Genomic DNA, 13,488 nt, shown 5'->3' on the forward strand with positions numbered 1-13,488 from the left:
GGGCGCACCTACAGGCCCCGCTGCTGCGCCAGCTCGCGCAGGCGGGCTATGCGCTCCGCAATGGGCGGGTGGGTGCTGAACAGATTGGCCACGCCGGCCCCGGCAAAGGGGTTCACGATGAAGAGATTCTCGGCCACGGGGCTGCCCTCAAGGGGAATCTGGCGCGAGGCCGCGTCGAGCCGGCCCAGGGCGTTCGCCAGGTCGAGAGGACGGCCGGAGATGCGCGCGCCGGTTTCGTCGGCCAGAAATTCGCGGGAGCGCGAGATGGCCATCTGGATGAGCATGGCCGCGACGGGCGCGATGACGGCCAGGGCCAGGGCGCCCAGGATTCCGCCGCCGCCTTCTTCGTCGTTGCGCCTGCCCATGCCGAAGATGGCTCCCCACTGGAGCATGTGGGCGATGCTCATGATGGCCGCGCCAAGAACGGCGGCGATGCTCTGGATGAGGATGTCGCGGTTGGTGATGTGCCCGATCTCGTGGGCCAGCACGCCGCGTAGCTCCTCTGGGCTCAGCGCGCGCATGATGCCCTGGGTGACGGCGACCACGGCGTTTTCCGGGTTGCGGCCCGTGGCGAAGGCGTTGGGCGATTCCTGCGGAATGAGGCAGATGCGCGGCTTGGGGATGCCCGCGCTCTGCGCCAGCTCCTCCACCATGGCGTGCAGCCAGGGCGCGTCGGTCTGCTTCAGCTCTTGCGCCTGGTACATGGAGAGCACGATCTTGTCCGAGTACCAGTAGCTGACGAAGTTCATGACCAGGGCAAGGACGAGGGCGATGAAAAGCCCGGCGCGGCCTCCCGCGGCCTGGCCGATGAGCAGCATGAGCCCTGTGAGCAGGGCCAGCAAAAAGGCGGTTTTGAGTTGGCTCGTCATGGCGGTCCTCTTTGGCAATTCCCCAAGGCACCCGAACGGCGCAAAGGTAAGGACCGCAGGCCGTCCCGTCAATGCCTCCCGGCAGGCGCGCTCCGTCTGCTCCGGGCCGGATTGCTCCGTCAGGCCCCTGTGCCGTTCCGTCAATGCCGGGGCTTAGGCCTTGGCCGCCGCCTTCTCGGCCAGCTGGCCGCGCGTGGGGTAGCGCCCGCAGGCGAAGCGCTCGCTCTCGGGGCAGAAGCCCAGGGACTCGCACTTGGCCCCGGCCGTGGCGAAGATGGCCGGCAGCTCGGCCTTGCACAGGGCCAGCATAGCGTCGGCCATGGCGCGGATTTCCCACTGGGCGCGCATGCAGCAGCGCAGGTGGAAGAAGTGGAGCAGGGCGCGGCAGTTCATGGTGATGACGATCTTGGTCTCCGCCGCCTGGGGCAGCACGAAGCGCGCGTCCTCTTTGGATTTGTCCTTGCGGCCGTGGGCGTCCAGAATGGCCTTGAGGTCGCGGTAGGCGCCGCCCACCTCTTTCATGAAGGCTTCGAAGCGCTCGCGCGCCTCCGGAATTTTGGCGATGGCCGGAGGCAGGATGTAGTCCATGTCCGAGCCGTCGACGTAGCGCTGGCTTTGCTGCGAATACGACGCGATGCGGTGGCGCACGATCTGGTGCGAGCAGGCGCGTGAAATGCCCGAAACGGCGAATGTGAAGCTGGCGTGCTCGATGGGGCTGTCGTGTCCGCTCTCCATCACCTTGCGCACGAAGTCGGCCTGGGTTTCGCGGTCCACCTCGCCGCTGAGCAGCTTGGGCCACATGTCGGCCACGAATCCCGCGTGGTAGCACTGGCGGAAGGCGGCGTAGATGAGGGAGAGGGCCTCTGGCGTTGCGGCCAGCAGTTCCACCTTGAGAGGGGCGACGGGCATGGGGGCTCCGGGGGTTGGTTCGTCTGGCGCGCTACATGCGCACGCGTTCCAGAACATCCGCCAGCACTTCGGCCAGGGGGCCGTCGGCCGGGGCGAGCAGGTGCAGGGTCTGCATGAAATAGGGCTCGAATGCCGTGCGCTGGCGGCCAAGGCGCTCGCGCAGGGCCGCGTCTTCCTCTGGCGTCTTGGCCTGTCTGGCGGCGATGCGCTCCACGCCGGCCATGAGGTAGAGCACGCGGCCCGTGGACTGGAGGCGCTGGCGGAAGGCCTCTCCCGCAAGCAGCTTGTGCGGCACGGCAACGACCGCCGGACCGCCGGAAAGGATCGCGTCCAGGGCGGCGTCCGCGCCGTCCAGGGGCAGCTCATGGGCCGCGCGCTGCAGCTCCTTGGCCAGGTGCCCGGCCACAGTGCTTTTGCCGCTGCCGGAAAGGCCGATGATGTACAGCACGTCGCCGGCGGCGCCGGGCCGCGGGGCCGGCACGTCCTGCTGGATCGTGGTGGTCTTGTCCGGGTCGTTCACGTGGAATTCCCGGCGGATGAATTCTGTCACACGTCCTCCGCGTTCGCGCCGCATGAGCGTTGTTGCCGCCCGCGAACAGGCAGGATATAGCGCAGGGGCAGGCTGTGAGCAAGGGGGCTTCCCCGCGCGCGGCCGCGAGCAGGAGAGGGGGCCATGCCGAAGGAAATCGTGCACTGGATGGTGGCGGCGCGCGCCGCGGATCTTTTGTCCGACGGCCCCTTCGGCCCGGCGCTGGCCCGCTGTCCGAACGGCCTGCGTCTGGGCGCGGTGTACCACGACGCCCTTTTCTATCTGCGGGGCGACCACGCCGAGGGCATGAAGGCCCTGCCGCACCGTCTGCACGGCTCCCACGGCGAGGACAGCTTCGACCTTTTGCGGCTGCAGGCCGCGCACCTGCACGCGCGCAGAACCGAGCCCCTGCCCACGGCGTTCTTTGTGGGCCTGGCCTCGCACATCTTTGCCGACGCCACCCTGCATCCGCTCATCTACCACCTGACCGGCAACTACTACGACACGGACGAGAAGCGCCGCACCGGGGCCGTGCGCCGCCACCGGGCGCTGGAGTGCCTGCTCGACATGCTGGCCGTGGGCGGACCGGAGGAAGTGCGCGACATGTCGCTGCGCGCGTTGCTGAACGGGCTGGAAGGCCCTCTCGCCCTGGCCTGCCCGCCGGAGAGCCTGGCCCGGCTGGCCGGGTGCGGCGTTGATACCGCGCAGAAGGCGGCAGGCGACGCCTTTGAGACCTACTGCACCATGCAGGGCCTTTGCCGCATGCCTGTGCTGGCCGGGCTTCTGCGCGACTTTTCCCCCTTCATGCCGGGAAGCCTGCGCGAGATAGCGGCCCTGTTCTATGCCCCGCAGCTTTACGAGCAGAAGGGCGCGGTGGAGGGGCGGCTGAGTTATCGCAACCCGGTCTCTGGCGACAAGTATTACGGCACCCTGGCCGAGCTTATGGAGCTGGCCGCCCGGCGCACGGCAAAGTTTTGCGCTGCCCAGGCCAGGCCCCTGGCGGCCGCCGGCGCGCTCAAGGACGAGGGCGTGGGGCCCTCCCTCGACATGGGCCTGCCCGGCGTGCCCGTGACCCAGGCCCGCTATTTCGCCTCGCGTCTTCTTCCCGCCGACTAGCCTTCCCCCTTCCTCTTCGAAGCTTCGAGCCCACGCGCTTTCCCGCGTTTGGCGGGCTTTTTCGCGCTGGGGCAAAAAAAACCGCAAAGCCTCCTAAAGAAATCCCACAGCAGGCCGATGAGGTGAGCGTAAAAACAATCGGATTGGCCCCGCAGGCGATGTCGCCAGGATGAGGACCACCGAATGGCAAGGACGCCAAAAAACTTTCACGGAGGAAAATGTTATGTCGCTCACTATCAACCACAACATGATGGCCGCCACTGCTTCCCGCAACCTTTCCGCTTCGTACAGTGCGCTGTCCACCTCGACCAACCGTCTGTCTTCCGGTCTGCGCATCAACACCGCGGCCGACGACGCTGCCGGCTTGGCCGTCCGCGAAATCATGCGCGCGGAAGTCTCCTCGTTGAACCAGGGTGTGCGCAACGCCAATGACGCCATCTCCATGATCCAGACGGCCGACGGAGCCCTGGGCGTCATCGACGAAAAGCTCATCCGCATGAAGGAACTGGCCATGCAGGCGTCCACGGGCACCTACTCGTCCGACCAGCGCCTCATCATCGACTCCGAATACCAGGCCATGGCTTCGGAAATCACCCGTATCGCCAGCAGCACGGACTTCAACGGCATCCACCTGCTGAACGGCAACCTCTCCTCCGCCACGCACAACGGCGCCGCCATGAACAGCACCGGCAAGCTGAAGGTCCACTTCGGCACCGGCAACGACTCGGCGGAAGACTACTACTACGTGCAGATCAACACCGCCACCGCCTCCGCCCTGGGCGTCGGCATGGGCGCCAAGACCACCAACGGCAAGTCCATCTCCACCCAGGAGCTGGCGCAGAAGGCTCTTGATTCGCTGAACAAGGCCATCGTGTCCAAGGACAAGATCCGCGCCGCCCTTGGCGCTCTCCAGAACCGTCTGGAGAACACCATCACCAACCTGTCCATCCAGTCCGAGAACACGGCGGCCTCCGAGTCCCAGATCTCCGACGTCGACGTGGCCACGGAAATGACCCAGTTCACCCGTGAGCAGGTGAAGACCCAGGCCGCAGTGGCCATGCTCTCCCAGGCCAACAGCCTCGGCAAGCTCGCCCTGAACCTGATCCAGGGCTAACGGCCAGCCTGGTAGGAAAGGCGGGAAAACACCGCCGGAAAGGGAAACGAAGGAACACACGGGCCGCCGCAAGGCGGCCCGTTTCATTCTGGCACTAGGTTTGCACAATCATGGTGGAATATTTGTATCCGGCACGTTTTTCCCGTTGAGGGGGGTAGCCCGTGACGACATCCACCAGCACGACATCCGCATCCACATCCTTTACCTCTGGCAGCATCAACGTCAGCGGTCTTGGCAACGGAACGGACTTCAATTCGCTCATCAGCGGCCTGATTACGGCCGAAAGCACGAACCTGACCACCATGCAGAACTGGAAGGCGACCTGGCAGGCCAAGGTCACCGGCTTTCAGTATCTGAACAATAAGCTGCTTTCCCTCAAGACCACGCTGCAAAAGATGGACACGGTCAATGAATTTCTTTCCAAGACCGTCAGCACCTCGAACAGTTCCGCACTGACGGCCACGGCCGACGCCGACGCCCTCACGACCTCGCACTCCATCATCGTTGGGCAGCTGGCCAAGAACGATATTCTGACCACCTCGACAGGCGTCAGCTCGCTCACAAGCGCCGTCACGGCCTCGAACACCAGCATTTCCTTCAGCTATGCCGGGCAGACGTATTACATCAGCAACATCAGCGCCGGAACAACGTTGACCGGTCTGGTGAACTACATCAACAACAATGCCACAACCAACTCCAAGGTCCGCGCCACAACCATCAACGACGGCACGTCGTACCACCTGCAACTGTATGGCATGGACCCGGGCGCGGGGAACCAGGTCGTCATCTCCAATACGGGGTCGCTGGTTTTTGGGGCGGGCACCTTTGACAACACACAAAACGCGCAGAGCGCGCTCATCAAGGTCGACGGCTACCCAGGCGGCAGCGGGCAGTGGATTTCCCGAGACTCGAACACCATCAGCGACGTGATTCCCGGCGTGACCCTGACCGCCAAGACCGCCAACTCGAACGCCTCGATAGACATCGGCATCACCACGGACATCGCGACCATCAAGGCGAACATCAAGGCCTTCGTCTCCAACATGAACCTGGTGACGGCCACGTTGCAGGCCCTGACAAAGGTGAGCAACAGCTCCGGCACGGCCACCGGATCGCTTTTGACCGGCAACTATGGCGTGCAGATCATCCAGAGCAAGCTTCAGGACGTCCTCACCGACATGGGGCTCGGCTTTACGGCCTACAACTCCACGACCAAAAGCGGGGATTATTTTTCCGCCTTGTCTCAGCTCGGCATCAGCACGGACGCCAACGAGGCATCAAGCACATACGGGCGATTATTGATTGATGATGAGACGCTGGATGCCGCGCTGGAAAAGGATCCGGACGGGGTCGCCTCGTTGTTTTCCGCCAACTACGCGGGAGAGACGGACTCCAAGGATTTCTCATACACCGGCCGCATCAACGGCACCACAAAGCCCGGCAACTATGATGTAAAGATCATCACCAGCGCCACGGGCATCTCAAGCGCCACCATCAACGGCGTCAAGGCGGGCATCGACGGCTGGAAGGTCACCGGCTTGACCGGCGACGCAGCTGGTTTGGTCGTCACCCTCGACAACCACAACGCCAATTCGACCTACACCGGCACGGTGAGCCTGAAGCAGGGCAAGGCCGGCGAGATGGTGGACACCCTGGCGGATTTGACCAGCACCACCGATGGCCCCTTGAGCATTTTGGAAGATAATTACGGCGACATCATGACGGACATCGACGACAAGATAACCCGGGAAAAGAAGCGGCTGGCCACAATGAAGACAAGGCTTCAGGCGCAGTACGCCCGTCTGGATTCGCTGCTGAACAAGCTGACCAACACCCAGTCCCAGCTCACAAGCACCATTTCAAAGCTGTCCTCGAGCAGCAGCAGTTGAGCCGGGGAAAGAGGATCGTATGCTGAAGGCTGCCAAGGCGTATCTGAACACACAGGTCTCCACCGCATCAAAGGGAGACCTGCTTGTCATGCTTTACGACACGGCCATCAAGCACTTGCGCCAAGCCATCGAGAAGATGCGCGCGGGCGACATGGCGGGCAAGGGGATTCTCATCACCAAGGCCATCACCATCATTTGCGAGCTGCAGGAGAGCTTGAACAAGGAGCGCGGCGGAGACATCGCGAAGAACCTGTTCCACCTCTACCTGTTCTGCAATCAGCGGCTGCTGCTGGCGAACCTCAAGCTGAAGCCGGAGATCGTCGAGGAGGTCATCACCATCCTCACGGGTCTGCGGGGCGCGTTCGCCCAAATTCTGCCCAATCAGGAAGGCGTGGCCTCCCTGACGCAGGTGGCGACCGAAGCCCCCGCCGCCGATGCGGCCGCCGCAGAGACGCAGCCGGCCGCCGAAGCGCCGCAACCGGCAGTGGAGCCGCAGGCCGCCGCCGCGCCGCAGGTGGCCAGCACGCCGGAAATCGCCGCGGCGCTGTACGTTCCCGCCCAGGTCCAGGCCGCCAGGGCCGTTGCCGCCGCCACTGCCGAGGCGCCTGCCGCTGCCGCGGAAATCGCCGCCGCCGCCAAGACGCCGGCACCTCCTGCACCGCTGGCCGCGCCCGACACGACCGCCGTGCCGGCCGCCTCTGTGCCGGGCATGCGCCTGCGCGCGGCCAACGCCTACGCCACCACCACGCGCTAAACGCCGGACCGCGCAAAACAAAGCGGCCGCTTGCGCGGCCGCCGAATGACATCCTGATGCTTGCCGGGTGGCGGCGGAAAAACCGCTACACGGCGATGATGAGCGGCACGACCACCGGGTCGCGCTCCAGCACCTTGCGGAAGAACCGCCGAAGCGAGCCGCGCACGCGTTCCTTCAGGCGCTTCAGGTTGGTCACGCCAACCAGCTCCACTTCCTCCAGCACCACGCACTTGGCGTCCTCCAGCACGTGGGCGTACTGCTGCTCAAAGACAAAGCCCTTGGAGACGATGTCCGGTCCGAGGGTTATCTCGCCCGTGTCCTGATCGACCACGAGCAGCACCACGACCATGCCTTCGCCCGCCAGCAGCTGGCGCTCCTTCAGCACGCTCTGGCCCACGTCGCCCACGCCCTTGCCGTCCACCAGAATGCGTTCGGCCGGGACAGCCTCTTCCAGGCGGATGCCCTGCTCAAGGAAGGTCAGGGGCTGGCCGTCCTCCAGCACCAGGGCGCGCTCCGGAGCAACCCCGCATTCGACGGCCAGGCGCGAGTGCTTCACCAGGTGGCGGTATTCTCCGTGCACGGGCACAAAATACTTGGGCCGTACGGTTTCGAGCATGATGCGCAGTTCTTCGCGGTGGGCGTGCCCCGAGGCGTGGATGGCCTGGACCTTTTCGTAGAGCACCTCGGCCCCGAGCTTGTACAGCCGGTTGATGACCTTGGTGATGGCCAGCACGTTGCCGGGAATGAAGCGCGAGGAGAGGATGACCAGATCGCCCTTCTTGATGTGCACGTGGCGGTGCTCGTCGAGGGACATGCGCGAGAGCGAGGCCAGGGGCTCGCCCTGGCTGCCGGTGACGAGCAGCACGACCTCTTCGTCCCTGAGCCCGCCGATCTCCTCCACCTCGACCAGGGTGCCGCCGGGAATGCGCAGGTAGTCCAGCTCGCGCGCCAGGTCGGTGTTGCGCACCAGGCTCTTGCCGGAGATGGCCACCTTGCGGCCGCAGGCCGCGGCCAGGTCGAAAATCTCCTGCAGGCGCTGGATGTGGCTGGAAAAGAGCGTCACGATGATGCGGCCGCGCGCCTTGTCGAAGATCTCGCGCAGGCTGGCCTTGATCTCCCGCTCGGTGAGGGCGAAGCCGTCGCGCTCCACGTTGGTGGAGTCGCTCATGAGCAGCTTGACGCCGGGCTCGGAAAAGCGGCGGATGGCCTCCAGGTCCGTGGCGTGGCCGTCCAGCGGGTTGCGGTCGATCTTGAAGTCGCCCGTGTGGATGATGCGGCCCGCCGGGGTCTCGATGCCCAGCGCGTAGCCCTTGATGATGGAGTGGCACACCGGGAAGAAGTTGAAGGCGAAGGGGCCGATCTCGACGCGTTCGCCGGGCTTCACGGGCCGCAGGTCGGCCTCGATGGCGCGCTCGGCCAATTTGGCGGCCACCAGGGCCAGGGTGAAGTCCGAGCCGTACACGGGCACGTCGACGTGGGGCAAAAGCCAGGGCAGCGCGCCGATGTGGTCCTCGTGCCCGTGGGTGAGCACGATGGCCTTGATCTTTTCGCGCTCCTCCAAAATGTGCTCGAAACGCGGAATCACCACGTCCACGCCGAAGAGATAGTCTTCGGGGAACATCAGTCCGCAGTCCACCAGCACGGTGGCCTCGTGCGCGCGGAAGGCCATGCAGTTGAGCCCGATCTCGCCCAGGCCACCAAGGGGGTGGATTGTCAGTTCGCCGGGGGCGGTAGTCATGTCAGCTCCTCAAAAGTTCCTGATAGGCCGCGTTCATCAGGGCGTACATGTCGTCCTTGAACTTCTCGCGGTCCTTCATTGTGTATGCCGAGGGGTCCACAGGGGGCAGGGCCCGCAGGCGGATTCTCTGGTCCGGGTTGAACAGGATGGACTTCTTGGGCAGCAGCTTTCCCGTGCCCTCCATGACCAGCGGCGCGACAGGCAGGCCGCACTTGAGCGCCAGCACCATGCCGCCGACCTTGAAGTCCATGAGCTTCGAGAGGTCCGGGTTGCGCGTGCCCTCGGGAAAGATCAGCGGCGAAATGCCGGATTTGGCCGAGGCCACGGCTTCGTCCACGCTTTTCATGGCCGCGCGGCGGTTCTCCCGGTTGATGGAGATGTGCCCGGCGTTCCCAAGGGCCTTGCCGTAAATGGGGATGCGGAACAGGCTCTCTTTGGCGACGAAGCGCATGTGGTAGTCCCAAAGCGTGTCGAACAGGATGGGAATGTCGAACAGGCTCTGGTGATTGCAGAAAAATACATAGTGGCCCTTGGGGTCCAGGGCGGAGAGGTCCACATCGACCTTGATGCCGGCCATGCGCAGCATGGCCCGGCCGTACACCTTGCCGAAGTGGTCCTTCTCGTCCAGCGTGGCGTGCTCCTGGTCGAGCATGAGCTGCCGCACGCTGTAGTAGATGGTGGCGGGCACAAGGGTGGCGAAGAAACGGAGAACTCGAAGCATGAGCGATTCCTGTGTTGCGTGTATTTCCTTGTCACTACTTGATTCGGCCCGGCCGCACAAGCGTTGCCGGCCGTTGTTTCAAGCGGCGGGCGACAAAATGGGCGGCACAGGCGCTTGTACCCTGGCGCCCGCTGGCGGCCGTCCGCTTTGAAGCCAGCGTTCCCCGCGCGTTCCGGCAACGGACCTAGATCTGGGCAGGCGCCTTTTGCTCCATCTTCTGCTGAAGGCCCTCGCGCTGCATCAGCGCCTTCAACCGCTCCGGTATCTCTTCGCCCGCCTTGGACAACGCGCCGAGAAACACAAGGCTGACCCGTGTTGAGGCCTTGGCCTCGGTCGCGGCGATTTTTCTGCCCAGCGGCGTGTTGTAGAAGGCGATGTACTGCTTGATCTCCTTGTGCGTGAACATCTCGGCATAAATGGGCACAAGCTGGTCAAAGGCTCCGCCGGGACCGACGATCTTCTCCTTGAACAGGGCGCGCAGCTCCGTTTCCACCAGGCGCTTCAATTCCGGCGTTGTGGTGATCCCTTCGCTTTCGGCCATGGCCGTGCCCTGGGATATCTGCAAATCGATGATGTCCGCGGCAAGGGCGTCCATTTTCGATATGACGAACAGCTTCTTGATGTCCGCGGCCTTTTGCGGCGTGAGCTTGTCGGCAAAGGCGGCGGTGGGCAGCAGCAGGCACGCCAGCAGCAGCGCCAAGGCGAATTTCGGCATCGGGGGACTCCTCATGGTTTGCGGGGTGGGGGGAATGCGGGCGACAAAAAAGCGGAGGGAGCGTCGCCACTCCCCCCGCTTGCAGACATGGAACGTTATTCCTCTTCAGCGGCTTCGCGCTTGTTTTCCGCAATGACCTTGGCCGCGATGGGCGGCGGGCATTCCTCATAGTGGGCGAACTCCATGGTGAAGGTGCCCTGGCCCGCGGTCATGGAGCGCAGGTCCGGCGCGTACTTCAGCACTTCGCTCATGGGCACGTGGGCCTTGATCTCGGTCACGCCGCCCTGGCCCTCGCTGCCGAGCACCTTGCCCCGGCGGCTGGAGAGGTCGCCGATGACATCGCCCATGTAGGTGTCGGGCACGGCCACGGTGACGGTCATGATGGGCTCGAGCAGGATCATCTTGGCCTTTTCGCAGGCCTTTTTGAAGGCGATGGAGCCCGCGATCTTGAAGGCCATTTCAGACGAGTCCACGTTGTGGAAGCTGCCGTCGTAGAGGGTCACCTTGAAGTCGATGACCGGGAAGCCGGCCAGCACGCCGCGCGCGGCGGACTCGACAACGCCCTTGTCCACGGCCGGAATATACTGCCGGGGGATGGAGCCGCCCACGATGGCGTCCACGAACTGGTAGCCCGCGCCCTTGGGCTGCGGCTCCAGGTGGATCCAGCAATCGCCGAACTGGCCGCGCCCGCCGGTCTGCTTCTTGTGGCGGCCCTGGATTTCCTTGGCCGCTGTCTTGAAGGTCTCGCGGTAGGGCACCTTGGGCGTCTTGAGGATGATGTCGACCTTGTAGCGGCGCTTGGCCTTTTCCACGCTGATTTCGATGTGGTTTTGCCCCATGCCCGAAAGCAGGGTGTCCGCCGTCTCTTCGTCGCGCCCCAGCTTCAGGGTCACGTCTTCGTCCAGCAGCTTGGCCATGGCCTGGTAGACCTTGTCCTCGTCGCCCTTTTCCTTGGGCGCCAGGGCATAGGTGATGAGCGTGGGCGCAAGCTTGGGCTTTTTCAGCACAAAGGGCGCCTTGTCGGACGAGAGGCTGTCGCCGGTGTTGGTGTCCTTCAGCTTGGCCAGGGTGACGATGGAGCCGGGACCCAGCGGCGTTTTGCAGGGCACGTTCTCCTTGCCGGTGGAGAGCATCAGCTGGCCCATGCGCTCCTGCTGGCCCGTGCGCGAGTTCACCAGGCTCATGTCGCCGGTGAGCATGCCGGAGATGACGCGCATGACCGTGAGCTGGCCCGCAAAGGGGTCGGCCAGGGTCTTGAACACGAAGCCCGCCACGGGGGAGGCCTCGTGGCTTTCGCGCGCGGAGCCGTCCTCGCCTTCGAAGTACGGGTGCTCCAGCGGGTTCGGCAGCAGGGCCTGGATGGCGTCGAGCAGCTGCGGGCCGCCCATGTTGGCCAGGGCGCTGCCGACAAGCACCGGCACCAGCTCGCCGGACTTCACGCCGGTCACCAGCGCGCTTTTAAGTTCGTCCGGGGTCAGCTCGCCCGCGTCGAGGTACTTCTCCATGAGGGCTTCGTCGCTCTCGGCGATGTTCTCGATCATGGCCTCGCGCAGGGGGGTGCTTTCGGCCTCCACCTCGGGCGGGATGGCGCCCTTTTGCGCGCCGCCCTTGCCGTCGAACAGAAGCGCCGTGTTCTCCAGCATGTCCACCACGCCCTTGAAGCTCTCGCGTTCGCCGATGGGGTAGTGCAAAAGCACGGGCTTTATGCCCAGGTTGTCCTTGAGTCCGGTGAAGGCGGTCATGAAGTCCGCGCGGTCGCGGTCCATTTTGTTGATGAAGACGATGGCCGGGAGCCCGGCCTTTTTGACCTCGGCCCAGGCCTTGCGGGTCAGGGGCTTCACGCCGTCAACGGCGTCGATGACGAAGACGACGGCGTCGGCCGCGGTCAGGGTGTACGGCAGGTCGCCGTTGAAGTTGTTGTCGCCCGGGGTGTCGATGAGGAAGTGCTGGTTCTTGTTCCACTTGAAATTGGCGAAGGCAGGCTGGATGGACCCTCGACGCTTGATTTCCTCTGGTTCGTAATCAAGCACGGTGGTCCCGTCCTCGATTTTTCCCAGGCGGGGAATGGCGCCGGCGTTGAATAGGAGCATTTCCGCGACAGAGGTTTTGCCACTGCCGCCATGACCGACCAAAACGTACGTCCGTTGAGACTTCAGCGCTTCCGACATCCCTTACTCCGTGTATCGTGTTTACCGCCGAAACCGGGTCCGGCGGGGAAATAACGAGCCCACCTGGAATTTTAAGGTATAGAACTATAGGGAGGAGCGCGCGAGAATGTCAAGGGAGCAAGGAGGATGGGCACTGAACAAGCTGCAATTTGTCGACAATTTTGCATCCGGGCGAGGGCGGCTTGCGTCGCCGGAAGGGCGTCCGCGCAGGAGGGCTGCTTCGTCTGCGACCTTTGGCCTGTTCCCGCGCGCCAAGGGGGGCGTCCGCGTGCCTGTCGTTGCCGGCGGTGGGGAAGAGCACGGCCGCCAAGCGGACACGCGGGGCTTGCGGGCGCGCGCGCGGCAATGTATGCACTTGCGCATCGCGTGATTGCATTTCGCCGTCCGGCAAAAGGAGGCCACCATGCCGCTTAAGGACTATCAGGATTCGCTGACCCGCCTGCAGAAAGGCCTGGCCAGCGGCTATCAGCAGTCGCCGCAGGTCATCAACGTGCCCGGGCAGTCCTTGGTGTGCAAGGTGGACCCGGACTACTATCTGGCCCTTGAGCCCATCTTCACCGAGATTCTGGCGCGCTGGGCCGTGAGCTTTCCGCAGGGCGTGCAGGAGACGCTGGTGCACACCGGCAACCTGGTGTTCTGCGAGCCCTTCAACACGCACATCATCCCGCTCACCCTCACCTGGGACGACAAGGACTTCGAGGTGCAGGCGGCCTTTTTGCGCGCCGATTTCGTCGACCGCGCGCTGAAGCTCTACGCCGGGCTGGCCGACCCGCTGCCGGTCTCTGCCCTGCGCATCCGCAATGCGGAGCGCAAGGCCGTGGAGGCGTTCTTCGGGAGCAAGACCCCGCCGAGCGACGTGGCCTTTTTGTAGCGCCGCTGCGCCGCAAAACGCCAAAGGGGCGGTCCATCGCGTTAACGATGGACCGCCCCTTTGGCGTTTGTACGCTGGCGGACTGTCCCGGCCAG

The 13,488-nt window shown here is 64.4% G+C and carries 12 protein-coding genes; 5 read left to right on the forward strand and 7 right to left on the reverse strand.

Translation table 11 applies throughout. The annotated features are described in order from the left end of the window. Positions 1–8: 8 nt before the first annotated feature. The 3 genes from ACYQ4W_RS02855 to ACYQ4W_RS02865 all read right to left on the reverse strand — a co-directional run bounded on the left by ACYQ4W_RS02855 (position 9) and on the right by ACYQ4W_RS02865 (position 2,328). A complete protein-coding gene (locus ACYQ4W_RS02855; RefSeq protein WP_459852570.1) occupies positions 9–869 on the reverse strand; it encodes a zinc metalloprotease HtpX in 861 nt (286 codons plus the stop codon). A gap of 153 nt (positions 870–1,022) precedes the next feature. After that, positions 1,023–1,778 carry an FAD-dependent thymidylate synthase gene (thyX, locus tag ACYQ4W_RS02860; protein ID WP_459852573.1) on the reverse strand — a complete coding sequence of 252 codons (756 nt, stop codon included), beginning with the start codon at positions 1,776–1,778 and terminating at the stop codon, positions 1,023–1,025. 31 nt (positions 1,779–1,809) lie between these two features. Next, positions 1,810–2,328, reverse strand: a complete 519-nt coding sequence (locus tag ACYQ4W_RS02865; protein ID WP_459852575.1) for a hypothetical protein — start codon at positions 2,326–2,328, stop codon at positions 1,810–1,812. Between the two features lie 123 nt (positions 2,329–2,451). Here ACYQ4W_RS02865 and ACYQ4W_RS02870 point away from each other — a divergent pair, with 123 nt between their 5' ends. The 4 genes from ACYQ4W_RS02870 (at position 2,452) to fliS (ending at position 7,180) form a co-directional block, all read left to right on the forward strand. Beyond that, entirely contained in the window at positions 2,452–3,423 is a 972-nt protein-coding gene (locus ACYQ4W_RS02870; protein WP_459852578.1) for a zinc dependent phospholipase C family protein, read from the forward strand. Positions 3,424–3,646: 223 nt separating this feature from the next. Continuing rightward, positions 3,647–4,537: a flagellin N-terminal helical domain-containing protein gene (locus tag ACYQ4W_RS02875; protein WP_459852580.1), complete on the forward strand. Its 891-nt coding sequence runs from the start codon at positions 3,647–3,649 to the stop codon at positions 4,535–4,537. A 161-nt stretch (positions 4,538–4,698) separates the two neighbouring features. Continuing rightward, positions 4,699–6,426, forward strand: coding sequence for a flagellar filament capping protein FliD (gene fliD / locus ACYQ4W_RS02880; protein ID WP_459852582.1), 1,728 nt, complete (start codon positions 4,699–4,701; stop codon positions 6,424–6,426). A 19-nt stretch (positions 6,427–6,445) separates the two neighbouring features. Then, the gene (gene fliS, locus ACYQ4W_RS02885) at positions 6,446–7,180 is read left to right on the forward strand and encodes a flagellar export chaperone FliS (protein WP_459852584.1); all 735 of its coding nucleotides are present in this window, start codon (positions 6,446–6,448) and stop codon (positions 7,178–7,180) included. An 85-nt stretch (positions 7,181–7,265) separates the two neighbouring features. Here fliS and ACYQ4W_RS02890 read toward each other — a convergent pair whose 3' ends face one another. From ACYQ4W_RS02890 to fusA, 4 genes are all read right to left on the reverse strand, one after another. After that, positions 7,266–8,918 carry a ribonuclease J gene (locus tag ACYQ4W_RS02890; RefSeq protein ID WP_459852586.1) on the reverse strand — a complete coding sequence of 551 codons (1,653 nt, stop codon included), beginning with the start codon at positions 8,916–8,918 and terminating at the stop codon, positions 7,266–7,268. Between the two features lies 1 nt (position 8,919). After that, positions 8,920–9,639 carry a lysophospholipid acyltransferase family protein gene (locus ACYQ4W_RS02895; RefSeq protein ID WP_459852588.1) on the reverse strand — a complete coding sequence of 240 codons (720 nt, stop codon included), beginning with the start codon at positions 9,637–9,639 and terminating at the stop codon, positions 8,920–8,922. A gap of 184 nt (positions 9,640–9,823) precedes the next feature. Continuing rightward, on the reverse strand, positions 9,824–10,354 hold the full coding sequence (locus ACYQ4W_RS02900) for a DUF2059 domain-containing protein (RefSeq protein WP_459852590.1): 531 nt from the start codon (positions 10,352–10,354) through the stop codon (positions 9,824–9,826). A gap of 95 nt (positions 10,355–10,449) precedes the next feature. Beyond that, the gene (gene fusA / locus ACYQ4W_RS02905) at positions 10,450–12,522 is read right to left on the reverse strand and encodes an elongation factor G (protein ID WP_459852592.1); all 2,073 of its coding nucleotides are present in this window, start codon (positions 12,520–12,522) and stop codon (positions 10,450–10,452) included. A 403-nt stretch (positions 12,523–12,925) separates the two neighbouring features. On the opposite strand from fusA, the gene ACYQ4W_RS02910 reads away from it, so the two are divergent. After that, positions 12,926–13,393: a hypothetical protein gene (locus ACYQ4W_RS02910; protein WP_459852595.1), complete on the forward strand. Its 468-nt coding sequence runs from the start codon at positions 12,926–12,928 to the stop codon at positions 13,391–13,393. The last annotated feature ends 95 nt before the right edge of the window (positions 13,394–13,488 follow it).

The sequence above is a fragment of the Humidesulfovibrio idahonensis genome, from assembly GCF_054657715.1.